This window comes from Mesorhizobium sp. M0184 (genome assembly GCF_040322215.1).
Classification (GTDB): domain Bacteria; phylum Pseudomonadota; class Alphaproteobacteria; order Rhizobiales; family Rhizobiaceae; genus Mesorhizobium.
This window is the reverse complement of the sequence record NZ_JAMYSZ010000022.1, coordinates 1-11,352: the sequence shown is the minus strand read 5'-3', so window position 1 is coordinate 11,352 and position 11,352 is coordinate 1. Positions and strand designations below refer to the sequence as shown.

At 64.9% G+C, this 11,352-nt stretch carries 10 protein-coding genes and 1 pseudogene; 10 read left to right on the top strand and 1 reads right to left on the bottom strand.

The features are described 5' to 3' along the window. The first annotated feature begins 99 nt into the window (after positions 1-99). The 10 genes from NKJ23_RS23445 (at position 100) to NKJ23_RS23400 (ending at position 10,921) form a co-directional block, all read left to right on the top strand. Complete coding sequence (locus tag NKJ23_RS23445; protein WP_352682812.1) at positions 100-789, top strand: hypothetical protein; 690 nt, start codon at positions 100-102, stop codon at positions 787-789. Continuing rightward, positions 786-1,118 carry a hypothetical protein gene (locus NKJ23_RS23440; RefSeq protein ID WP_352453793.1) on the top strand — a complete coding sequence of 111 codons (333 nt, stop codon included), beginning with the start codon at positions 786-788 and terminating at the stop codon, positions 1,116-1,118. Before NKJ23_RS23445 ends, NKJ23_RS23440 begins: the two co-directional genes overlap by 4 nt. A gap of 84 nt (positions 1,119-1,202) precedes the next feature. Beyond that, entirely contained in the window at positions 1,203-2,096 is an 894-nt protein-coding gene (locus NKJ23_RS23435) for a class II glutamine amidotransferase (protein ID WP_352682696.1), read from the top strand. A gap of 4 nt (positions 2,097-2,100) precedes the next feature. Next, positions 2,101-2,835, top strand: coding sequence for a GltB/FmdC/FwdC-like GXGXG domain-containing protein (locus NKJ23_RS23430; protein WP_352453795.1), 735 nt, complete (start codon positions 2,101-2,103; stop codon positions 2,833-2,835). Positions 2,836-2,841: 6 nt separating this feature from the next. Continuing rightward, positions 2,842-4,170: an FMN-binding glutamate synthase family protein gene (locus NKJ23_RS23425; protein WP_023673984.1), complete on the top strand. Its 1,329-nt coding sequence runs from the start codon at positions 2,842-2,844 to the stop codon at positions 4,168-4,170. A gap of 33 nt (positions 4,171-4,203) precedes the next feature. After that, positions 4,204-5,511, top strand: coding sequence for a type III glutamate--ammonia ligase (glnT, locus tag NKJ23_RS23420; protein WP_023673983.1), 1,308 nt, complete (start codon positions 4,204-4,206; stop codon positions 5,509-5,511). Between the two features lie 36 nt (positions 5,512-5,547). Then, positions 5,548-6,801, top strand: a complete 1,254-nt coding sequence (locus tag NKJ23_RS23415) for a sarcosine oxidase subunit beta family protein (protein ID WP_352682694.1) — start codon at positions 5,548-5,550, stop codon at positions 6,799-6,801. 17 nt (positions 6,802-6,818) lie between these two features. Continuing rightward, complete coding sequence (locus NKJ23_RS23410) at positions 6,819-7,094, top strand: sarcosine oxidase subunit delta (RefSeq protein ID WP_352682692.1); 276 nt, start codon at positions 6,819-6,821, stop codon at positions 7,092-7,094. 223 nt (positions 7,095-7,317) lie between these two features. Further along, positions 7,318-10,299 (top strand): sarcosine oxidase subunit alpha, encoded by a 2,982-nt coding sequence (locus NKJ23_RS23405; RefSeq protein WP_352682690.1) that lies wholly within the window; start codon positions 7,318-7,320, stop codon positions 10,297-10,299. Further along, the gene (locus NKJ23_RS23400; protein ID WP_352682688.1) at positions 10,292-10,921 is read left to right on the top strand and encodes a sarcosine oxidase subunit gamma; all 630 of its coding nucleotides are present in this window, start codon (positions 10,292-10,294) and stop codon (positions 10,919-10,921) included. Before NKJ23_RS23405 ends, NKJ23_RS23400 begins: the two co-directional genes overlap by 8 nt. Before the next feature lie 215 nt (positions 10,922-11,136). Here NKJ23_RS23400 and NKJ23_RS23395 read toward each other — a convergent pair. Further along, positions 11,137-11,352, bottom strand: a pseudogene (locus NKJ23_RS23395) (IS481 family transposase); the annotation flags it as partial.

Genomic DNA, 11,352 nt, shown 5'->3' with positions numbered 1-11,352 from the left:
TGCCTCCGGCAAGCCCGAGGACAGGCTCCGCGGCCGGATAAGGGGGACTTCCTATAGAAGAGCCCTGCCCCAGGATGGGGCGCGCCTGTGCATGACGAGATATCTGAAATGATCTCAGCATTGCTCGCCGGGGCGGTTGCCCTGGCTCTCGTCCTCCACGTAGCCTGGCTTGCGCGGGCCAGCCGCGCCAAGGCTTCGACCGGGCTTGCCGCCGACGAAGCCGGCGTCCGCGCCGTCGTCCCCGACGCGGCCAACGTCTCGGACGGCACTGCCGGCGTCGTCACCTTCGCCGGCTCGTGGAACGGCCGGCGGGTGCAGGTGCGGACCATCGTCGACACGCTGGCGATCAGGAAGCTGCCGGCGCGCTGGCTGAGCGTTTCGATCACCGAAAAGGTCGCGATACCAGGCACTTTCGATATGATGATGCGGCCGGGATCGCCGACGACCTTTTCCAATTTCGATCATCTCGACCATACGCTGCCGAAGGCGGCGGGATTTCCGGCCGAGGCGGTGCTGCGGAGCGACCGCAAGGGCGTGCGCTTCCCCGAAACCGTCATCGCCGGCCACCTCGATGTCTTTGCTGAGGAGCGCGCCAAGGAATTGTTGATCACGCCGAACGGCGTGCGCATCGTCTGGCTTCTGGCCGAGGCCGAGCGGGCGCGCTACGGCGTATTCCGGCAAGCCGAATTCGGCACGGTCAGGCTCGATCCGGTGCTGATCGAGAGGCTGCTGTCGTCGGCTTCGGCGCTGCGCGATGCCATCAATCAAAGCGAACGGCAAGCGGCATGACCAGCCAGATCACCACCTCCCCCGCACCACCGAGCCCCTATCTGGTTCTGGGCGCTGCGATTGTCTTGCCGGCGAGCGGGCATGTCGTGCTCGGGGTGCCGGTGCGCGGCCTGCAATTCCTGTTCTTCATGGTGATCCTCGCCTGGGTCACCGCCAAGATCGCGCCGCCAGACGCCAGCTTCGTCGGACGCCATGCCGGCGGCTTCCTGATCTATGCCCTGTCGATCCTGGATGCCTACAAGATCGCCCGCATCCGCTATGCCAAATGGGTCCACAATGGCGGCCAGCGCAGCGACAGTGCGGCCGGCAGCGCCTCAGCCGATATATAACGACAGGAAAATTTTTTTCATACCAATTGAATTCCCGGGACTCATTCGATACATCTCGGAGGGAACAAACTCGCGGAGGCTGACATGTGCGGAATCGTCGGACTGTTTTTGAAGGACAAGTCGCTCGAGCCCCAGCTTGGCGCGATGCTGTCGGAGATGCTGATCTCGCTCAGCGATCGCGGTCCCGACAGTGCCGGCATCGCCATCTATGGCGCGTCCTCCAATGAAGCCAAGATCACCATCCAGTCGGCCAAGCCGGAGCGCGATTTCCGCGGCCTCGACGCCGAACTCGCCGAGGCGATCGGCGCGCCGGTGAGCATTGCTGCGAAGTCGACGCATGCCGTGGTCCGGACGATGCCTGCCAAGATCGACGAAGCGCGCGAGGCGATCCAGACGCTGCGCCCCGACATCCGCATCATGGGCGCCGGCGACGTCGTCGAAATCTACAAGGAAGTCGGGCTGCCGGAAGCGGTCGTCGACCGTTTCGGCGTCCGCGAGATGACCGGCACCCACGGCATCGGCCATACCCGCATGGCGACCGAATCGGCGGTGACGACGATGGGCGCGCATCCGTTCTCGACCGGCGCCGACCAGTGCCTGGTGCATAATGGCTCGCTGTCCAACCACAACAATGTCCGCCGCGAGCTGATCCGCGAAGGCATGACATTCGAGACCGAGAACGACACCGAGGTCGCTGCCGCCTATCTCTCCTCGCAGATGGCGCATGGCAAGAACCTCGGCGAGGCGCTGGAAGGCACGCTGAGTGATCTCGACGGGTTTTTCACCTTCGTCGTCGGCACCAAGAACGGCTTCGGCGTGGTGCGCGACCCGATCGCCTGCAAGCCCGCAGTAATGGCCGAAACCGACCAGTATGTCGCCTTCGGCTCGGAATATCGTGCGCTCACCAAACTGCCCGGCATAGACAATGCGAAGGTCTGGGAACCCGAGCCCGCAACCGTCTATTTCTGGGAGCATTGAACCAATGCCGGCAATTAACCTCTCCAAGGCGGCTCGCGAGCCGGGCCATGCGTCACGGGTCTTCGATCTGGCCGAAATGTCGCTGCGCGAGCTCAACCAGGCGCTGCACGATCTGGCGCCCGGTTCGAACGAGACCGCCTGGGAGGTGCTCCACCCGCGAGGCAGCCATTCGGTCGCCGTCGGCGTCGACCAGCCGGTCGCCATCGATGTGCGCGGCAGCGTCGGCTATTATTGCGGCGGCATGAACGACGGCGGCACCATCACCGTGCATGGCTCGGCCGGGCCCGGCGTCGGCGAGAACATGATGTCCGGCCAGATCGTCGTCAAAGGCGATGCCAGCCAGTATGCCGGCGCCACCGGCCGGGGCGGGTTGCTCGTCATCGAAGGCAACGCATCGTCGCGCTGCGGCATCTCGATGAAAGGCATCGACATCGTCGTCCACGGCAATATCGGCCACATGTCGGCTTTCATGGCGCAGTCCGGCAACCTCGTGGTGCTGGGCGACGCCGGCGATGCGCTCGGCGATTCCATCTACGAGGCGCGGCTTTTCGTGCGCGGCAAGGTCGAAAGCCTCGGCGCCGACTGCATCGCCAAGGAGATGCGGCCCGAGCATCTCGAATTGCTGCAAGGCTTGCTCGACCGCGCCGGTGTGACCGGCGTCAAGGCGGCGGAGTTCAAGCGTTATGGCTCGGCTCGTACCCTCTACAATTTCAATATCGACAACGCCGACGCGTATTGAGGCTCAATGACCTATCGCAACCCGCCGACGACGCCGCGCAAATCCGCGACCTTCGACGACTACACGCTTTCCGAGATCCGCCGCGCCGCGGCGACCGGCATCTATGACATCCGCGGCGCCGGCGCCAAGCGCAAGCTGCCGCATTTCGACGATCTTCTGTTCCTCGGCGCCTCGATCTCGCGCTACCCGCTCGAAGGCTATCGCGAGCGCTGCGACACCAGCGTCGTGCTCGGTTCGCGCTATGCGAAGAAACCGATCGAATTGAAAATCCCGATTACCATTGCCGGCATGAGCTTCGGCTCGCTGTCCGGCCCGGCGAAGGAAGCGCTCGGCCGCGGCGCGACGCTGTCCGGCACCTCGACGACCACCGGCGACGGCGGCATGACCGAGGAAGAGCGCGGCCATTCAAAAACGCTGGTCTACCAGTATCTGCCGTCACGCTATGGCATGAACCCGCGCGACCTGCGCCGCGCCGACGCGATCGAAGTGGTCGTCGGCCAGGGCGCCAAACCCGGCGGCGGCGGCATGTTGCTCGGCCAGAAGATCTCCGACCGCGTCGCCGAAATGCGCACGCTGCCGAAAGGCATCGACCAGCGCTCGGCCTCGCGCCACCCCGACTGGACCGGGCCGGACGACCTCGAGATCAAGATCCTCGAACTGCGCGAAATCACCGACTGGGAAAAGCCGATCTACGTCAAGGTCGGCGGCGCGCGGCCCTATTACGATACCGCGCTTGCGGTGAAATCGGGCGCCGATGTCGTCGTCGTCGACGGCATGCAGGGCGGCACTGCGGCGACCCAGGAAGTGTTCATTGAAAATGTCGGCCAGCCGACGCTTGCCTGTATCAGGCCGGCGGTGCAGGCGCTGCAGGATCTCGGCATGCACCGCAAGGTGCAGCTGATCGTCTCGGGCGGCATACGCAACGGGGCCGACGTCGCCAAGGCGCTGGCGCTCGGCGTCGATGCGGTGTCGATCGGCACGGCAGCGCTTGTCGCGCTCGGCGACAACGACCCGCGCTGGGAGGCGGAATACAACGAGCTCGGCACCACCGCCGGCGCCTATGACGACTGGCATGAGGGTCGCGACCCGGCCGGCATCACCACGCAGGATCCCGAGCTAATGAAACGGGTCGATCCGATTGCGGCCGGCCGACGGCTGGCGAATTATCTTAAGGTGATGACACTTGAGGCTCAGACAATCGCACGCGCCTGCGGCAAGAACAGCCTGCACAATCTCGAGCCCGAGGATCTTGTCGCCTTGACGATCGAAGCCGCCGCCATGGCCGGCGTGCCGCTGGCCGGCACCAACTGGATACCGGGCAAGAACGGCTTCTAAAACAAACCAAATGCCAGTAAGCGAGGAACTATAATGGGGAACGATCTCGCCGCCTTCGCCAAGGAGAAGGGCGTCAAATATTTCATGATATCCTACACCGACCTGTTCGGTGGGCAACGCGCCAAGCTGGTGCCGGCGCAGGCGATCGCCGACATGCAGCGGGACGGTGCCGGCTTTGCCGGCTTTGCCACCTGGCTCGACCTGACGCCGGCGCATCCCGACATGCTGGCGGTGCCGGATCCGGCCTCGGTGATCCAGTTGCCTTGGAAGCCGGAGGTCGCCTGGGTCGCCGCCAACTGCATCATGGACGACAAATCGGTCGAGCAGGCGCCGCGCAACACGCTGAAGCGGTTGATCGCGGAGGCCGCTGGCGACGGCATGCACATCAAGACCGGCGTCGAGGCCGAATTCTTCCTGATCTCGCCGGATGGCAAGACGATTTCCGACGAATATGACACGGCGTCGAAGCCCTGCTACGACCAGCAGGCGGTGATGCGCCGCTACGATGTGATCGCCGAGATCTGCGACCACATGCTGGCGCTCGGCTGGGGCGCCTACCAGAACGACCACGAGGACGCCAACGGCCAGTTCGAGATGAACTGGGCCTTCGACGATGCGCTGGCGACCGCCGACAAGCATTCCTTCTTCAAATTCATGGTGAAATCGGTCGCCGAAAAGCACGGCCTGCGCGCAACCTTCATGCCTAAACCCTTCCAGGGCCTGACCGGCAATGGCTGCCATGCGCACATCTCGGTGTGGGACAAAGATGGCAAGACCAATGTCTTTGCCGATAATGCGATGGAGCTCGGCCTGTCGGCCAAGGGCAGGAATTTCCTCGGCGGCATCATGAAACATGCGTCCGCGCTTGCCGCCATCACCAACCCGACGGTCAATTCCTACAAGCGCATCAACGCACCTCGCACCATCTCCGGCGCCACCTGGGCGCCGAACACGGTGACCTGGACCGGCAACAACCGCACCCACATGGTGCGCGTGCCCGGCCCCGGCCGCTTCGAGCTGCGCCTGCCGGACGGCGCGGCAAACCCCTATCTGCTGCAGGCGGTGATCATCGCCGCCGGCCTTGACGGCGTCCGCTCGAAGGCCGACCCCGGCAGGCGCTACGATATCGACATGTACCAGTTCGGCCATACGGTCGAGGGCGCGCCGAAGCTGCCGCTCAACCTGCTCGACGCGTTGCGCGAGTTTGACAACGACAAATCGCTCAAGGCGGCGCTGGGTGAGGAATTCTCGTCGGCCTATCTAAAGCTCAAGCAGCAGGAATGGAATTCCTATGCTTCCCACTTCACCCAGTGGGAGCGCGACCACACGCTCGACATCTGATCCGGAATTGTTGCACGCCCGGCGCGAAACAGGTTCATGAAATACTCGATCTTCTCCCTCGCCCGGGCGGCATTTTCCGGCCACAAGAACTGGCAGCGCACCTGGCGCGACGCCAGCCCGAAGATCCACTACGACGTGGTGATCATCGGCGGCGGCGGCCATGGCCTGGCGACGGCGTGGTTCCTCGCCAGCGAATACGGCATCAGGAATGTCGCCGTGCTGGAAAAAGGCTGGATCGGCTCCGGCAATGCCGGCCGCAACACCACCATCATCCGCTCCAATTACGGGCTGCCCGGCAATACCGGTTTCTACGAGCTTTCGATGAAGCTGTGGGAGCGGATGGAGCAGGACCTCAACTACAACACCATGGTCAGCCAGCGCGGTGTCATCAACCTCTACCATTCCGACGCGCAGCGCGACGCCTATGCGCGGCGCGGCAACACCATGCGCATCAACGGCATCGATGCCGAACTGCTCGATCTGGCGGCGGTCAGGAAGATGATGCCGTTCCTGAACTTCGACAACGCACGTTTCCCGGTGCAGGGCGGCCTCTTGCAGCGACGCGGCGGCACGGCACGACACGATGCCGTGGTCTGGGGCTACGCGCATGCGGCGAGCGCGCTCGGCGTCGACATCATCCAGAATTGCGAAGTGACCGGCTTTGTCCGCGATGGCAGCGGCAAGGTGACCGGCGTCGAGACGAGCCGCGGCAGGATCGGCGCGGCCAAGGTCGGCATGGCGGTCGCCGGCTCCTCGTCGCGCGTCGCGGCGATGGCCGGCATGCGGCTGCCGATCGAAAGCCATGTGCTGCAGGCCTTCGTCTCCGAGGCGATCAAGCCGCTGATCCCCCATGTCATGACGTTCGGCGCCGGGCATTTCTACGTCAGCCAGTCCGACAAGGGCGGCCTGGTCTTCGGCGGCGATATAGACGGCTACAATTCCTACGCCCAGCGCGGCAATCTGCCTGTCATGGAAGACGTCTGCGAAGGCGGCATGGCGCTGATGCCGATGATCGGCCGGATACGGCTGCTGCGTCAGTGGGGCGGCATCATGGACATGTCGATGGACGGCTCGCCGATCATCGACAAAACACCGGTCGACGGGCTCTATCTCAACGCCGGCTGGTGCTATGGCGGCTTCAAGGCGACGCCCGGCTCCGGCCTGGTCTTTGCCCATCTTCTGGCGCGCGACGAGCCGCACAAGGAGGCTATCCGCTTTCGCCTCGACCGCTTCCGGCGAGGTGCGATGATCGACGAAAAGGGCCAGGGCGCCCAACCGAACCTGCATTGAAGGCTGGCTGAAGAAGCATGCGCATTGTCTGTCCCTTCTGCGGCGAACGCGAACTCGGCGAGTTCACCTATCTGGGCGACGCCAAGCCGGTGCGTCCGGCGGCCGGCGCCACCGAAGACGAGATCTTCGACTACGTCTATCTGCGCGACAATGTCGCCGGGCCGATGAGCGAATTCTGGTATCATGGCGGCGGCTGCCGGGCCTGGCTGAAGGTCGCCCGCAACACGCTGACGCATGAGATTTCGGCGGTCGAACCGGCTGCAGGCGTTGGTGCAAGGCAGGCTGCAAGATGAATTCTGTCCAGGTTAGCGCCGCCCCTCACCTGCCTGCCGGCCTCCTCTCCCCGTATAGAGACGGGGAGAGGGGCGCCGTCATCGATTGTTTCGCCAATCATCGACGTTCCCTGAAAGGCGCCGAGGTTGCGGCCAGCCCCCTTCTCCCCGTCACTATACGGGGAGAAGTGCCCGGCAGGGCGATGAGGGGCAGCGCGGCGCTCCTGCTTAAGGGCCAGCAAACGTGACCTCCAGCCAGCCCTATCGTCTCGTATCAGGCGGTCTCATCGATCGCGCCGCGCCGCTGGCCTTCCGCTTCGACGGCAAGAGCTTTGCCGGCTTCCAAGGCGACACGCTGGCCTCGGCGCTGATCGCCAATGGCGTCAAGCTGGTCGGCCGCTCTTTCAAATACCATCGGCCGCGCGGCATCCTGACCGCTGGTTCGGAGGAGCCCAACGCGCTGGTCGAACTGCGCAGCGGAGCGCGGCGCGAGCCGAACACCAAGGCGACCACGGCCGAACTCTATGACGGGCTCGAAGCCGCCAGCCAGAACCGCTGGCCGTCGCTGCGCCACGATCTGATGGCGGTCAACCAGCTGTTCGCGCCGATCTTCGTCGCCGGCTTCTACTACAAGACCTTCATGTGGCCGGCGAAATTCTGGGAAACGATCTACGAGCCAACGATTCGCCGCGCCGCCGGACTCGGCCGCGCTGCTGGCGTCGCCGACCCCGACCACTATGACAAGGCGTGGGCGCATTGCGACGTGCTGATCGCCGGCTCCGGCCCGGCCGGGCTTGCGGCGGCATTGGCGGCCGGGCGCGGCGGCGCCCGCGTCATCTTGTGCGAGGAAGATTTCGCGCTTGGCGGCCGCCTGCTTGCCGACGGCGGCATGATCGACGGCGCGCCGGCGGCCGAATGGATTACGCGCGCGCTGGCCGAACTCGCCGCACTGCCCGATGTCCGCATCATGACCCGCACGACATTGTTCGGCGTCTATGATGGCGGCACCTATGGCGCCATCGAGCGGGTCAACGACCACCTGCCCTCGCCGCCCGAGCACCAGGTGCGCCAGCGGCTGTGGCGGATCGTGGCCAAGCGCTGCGTCGTCGCCGCCGGCGCCATCGAGCGGCCGATCGTCTTTGCCGGTAACGACACGCCGGGCGTGATGATGGCTTCGGCTATGCGGACCTATGTCGCGCGCTACGCGGTTACCCCTGCCAAGAGGATCGCGCTGTTCACCAACAATGAGGATGGCTGGCGCACGGTCGAGACCGCGCTTGGCGCCGGTTTGCAGATCGCGGCGGTCGTCGATGCGCGCCCGGACGTCTCCGCCGCGCATCGCGCGCTTGCCGCCAAAGGCGGCTTTGCCGTGCTCAACGGCTCGGTCAGCGGGGTCGAAAGCGGCAAGGACGGGGTCCGGAAAATCGTGGTGTCGCTGACCGGCGGCGCACGGGCGGAAGTCGAAGCCGACGGGCTTGCCTTGTCCGGCGGCTGGAATCCGGCGGTCGGGCTGACCTCCTATCATCGCGGCCGGCCGAAATGGCAGGACGATATCGCAGCCTTCGTACCGGATGGTGCGCCGCCCGGCATGGTGGCCGTCGGCGCCGCCAACGGCGCCTTCGGGCTGGGCGACTGCCTGCGCCAGGGCTTTGCCGCGGGTGCTGCGGCAGCGCAGAGTGCTGGACGCAGCGGCAATGCCGGCACATCGCCGGTCGCCGACAGAGAGGCGTTTTCGCTGACGCCGCTTTGGTATGTGGCCGGCAAAGGGAAAGCCTTCGTCGATTACCAGCATGACGTGACTGCGTCCGACATCGAACTGGCGCAGCGCGAAGGTTTCGAATCGGTCGAGCATCTCAAGCGCTATACGACGCTCGGCATGGCCACCGACCAGGGCAAGACCTCGAACGTCGCCGGTCTCGCCATCATGGCGGCAATCAGCGGCAAATCGATCCCCGAAACCGGCACGACGATCTACCGGCCGCCCTATGTGCCGGTCGCCATCGGCGCTTTCGCTGGCCATCATCGCGACGAGAATTTTCATGCGACACGACTGACGCCGTCGCATCACTGGGCAGCCGAACAGGGCGCGGTGTTCGTCGACACCGGCCTGTGGAAGCGGGCGCAATGGTATCCGCGCGCCGGCGAAAAGGACTGGCTGGAATCGGTCACCCGCGAGGTCAAGGCGGTGCGCTCCGGCGTCGGCTTCTGCGATGTCTCGACGCTCGGCAAGATCGACGTGCACGGCCCGGACGCCGGCGCCTTCCTCGACCGTGTCTACATCAACACCTTCTCCAGTCTAGCCGTCGGCAAAGCCCGCTACGGGCTGATGCTGCGCGAGGACGGCATCGTCTATGACGACGGCACGACGTCACGGCTGGCCGAGGACCACTATTTCCTGACCACCACCACCGCCAAGGCCGGGCTGGTGATGCAGCATCTCGAATTCTGCCGGCAGGTGCTGTTCCCCGAATTCGACGTGCAGCTGACATCCGTCTCCGATCAATGGGCGCAGTTCTCGATCGCCGGGCCGAAGACCCGGGACCTGCTTCGGGAAATGGTCGATCCGGCGGAGGATTTATCGAACGAGGGCTTTCCCTTCATGGGGGCGCGGGAAGTCGCGCTTCGCGGTGGCATCAAGGCGCGGCTGTTCCGCATCTCGTTTTCGGGCGAAATGGCGTTCGAAATTTCGGTTCCCGCCCGCTATGGCGAGGCGCTGGTGCGCAATTTGATGCTGGCCGGCAAGCCGTTCGGCGTTACGCCCTACGGTACCGAGGCGCTCGGCGTCATGCGCATCGAAAAGGGCCATGTCGCCGGCCCGGAGCTGAACGGCACGACGACCGCCGCCGACCTCGGGTTGGGCAAGATGATGTCCAGCAAGAAAGATTTCATCGGCCGCGTCATGGCCGGGCGCGAGGCGCTGATTGCGCCGGACCGCCAGGTCGTGGTCGGCATCAAGCCGGTCGACAAGACGCGCCGCCTGCGTTCCGGCGCGCATATCATCCCGAAGGGCGAGACGCCCGGTCCCGATAACGACCAGGGCTACGTCACCTCGGTCTGCTTCTCGCCGACGCTCGACCAGTGGATTGGGTTGGCACTGGTTGAGCGCGGGCGCGAGCGCATCGGCGAAATCGTCCATGCGCAAGACCCGCTGCGCGGCGAAGACTACGATGTCGAGCTGTGCAGCCCGGTCTTCTACGATCCGGATGGAGGGCGCCAGCGTGGCTGAGTTTTCCTGGATTGCCCGTAGTCCGCTGGAGAAAGCGCTTGTTGTCGGCGCCTATGGCGCGCGCGGCACGGCGGCCGGCGTATCGCTCACCGAGATCCGCAATTTCGACCTGATCCAGGTGATGGCGCGGCGCGGCAAAGCGGCAGAACTGGCGAAGGCCGCCGAAACCCGCTTCGGCGTTGCCGCCCCGGAAACGCCCAAGGCGACCCGAACTCCCGACGCTACGCTGATCTGGTCGGGCCCGGATCAGTTCCTGGTCCTGTCCAATGGCGGCAAGCACGCGAGCGAACCGCTGAGCCAGGCGTTTGCGCAATCCGCCTCGTTGTCCGACCAGTCGCATGCCCGCGCGCTGATCAGCGTTTCCGGAGAAAAGGCGCGCGCGATGCTGGCCAAACTGTCGTCGCTAGACCTGCACCCCGCGGCGTTCCCGGCCGGCACCGCTGCGGCGACCTCGGTCGATCACACCAGCATCAATCTCTGGCGCGGCAATGACCGGCCGGACGGACAGGCGGTGTTCAATCTTCTGGTGTTCGCCACCTTCGCGGAAAGCCTGTGGCATACGATGCTGGACGCTGCCGCCGAGTATGGCGTCGAGATCAGCCACAGCGAGGAGTTGGCATAGCCTTGGCGCGTCTTCCCTTCTCCCCTTGTGGGAGAAGGTGGATCGGCGCGCAGCGCCGAGACGGATGAGGGGTGTTCCAGCGGAGTGAGAGGCTGGCGTTCCCTGGAACACCCCTCATCCGACCGAGCTTCGCTCGGCCACCTTCTCCCACAAGGGTGTTTGGACTGGGGACATCGCGAACAGATGTGCGAGGACATCGCGAACAGTTTTGCATGCTATCGCGCCAGGACATTGAGGTCGATGGTTTCTATTTTCTGATGTCTGAACCAGGCGTCGAAGACACCGTCTGTGGCGGTGGGCCTGAAGGCGACGGATTTTCCTGTGAAGGCCCTGCACAAACGCATGGTGCGGCCAAGAATGGAGACGAAGCCATGCTGCTGTACGCGGCGGATGAGATCGCCCTTGGCGTATTCGAACGGCTCGACCGTTTC

Excerpts from the sequence above, each read along its gene's own strand:
- NKJ23_RS23440 (WP_352453793.1), top strand. The coding sequence starts at position 786 with ATGACCAGCCAGATCACCACCTCCCCCGCACCACCGAGCCCCTATCTG.
- NKJ23_RS23435 (WP_352682696.1), top strand. The coding sequence starts at position 1,203 with ATGTGCGGAATCGTCGGACTGTTTTTGAAGGACAAGTCGCTCGAGCCC.
- NKJ23_RS23430 (WP_352453795.1), top strand. The coding sequence starts at position 2,101 with ATGCCGGCAATTAACCTCTCCAAGGCGGCTCGCGAGCCGGGCCATGCG.
- NKJ23_RS23425 (WP_023673984.1), top strand. The coding sequence starts at position 2,842 with ATGACCTATCGCAACCCGCCGACGACGCCGCGCAAATCCGCGACCTTC.
- glnT (WP_023673983.1), top strand. The coding sequence starts at position 4,204 with ATGGGGAACGATCTCGCCGCCTTCGCCAAGGAGAAGGGCGTCAAATAT.
- NKJ23_RS23415 (WP_352682694.1), top strand. The coding sequence starts at position 5,548 with ATGAAATACTCGATCTTCTCCCTCGCCCGGGCGGCATTTTCCGGCCAC.
- NKJ23_RS23410 (WP_352682692.1), top strand. The coding sequence starts at position 6,819 with ATGCGCATTGTCTGTCCCTTCTGCGGCGAACGCGAACTCGGCGAGTTC.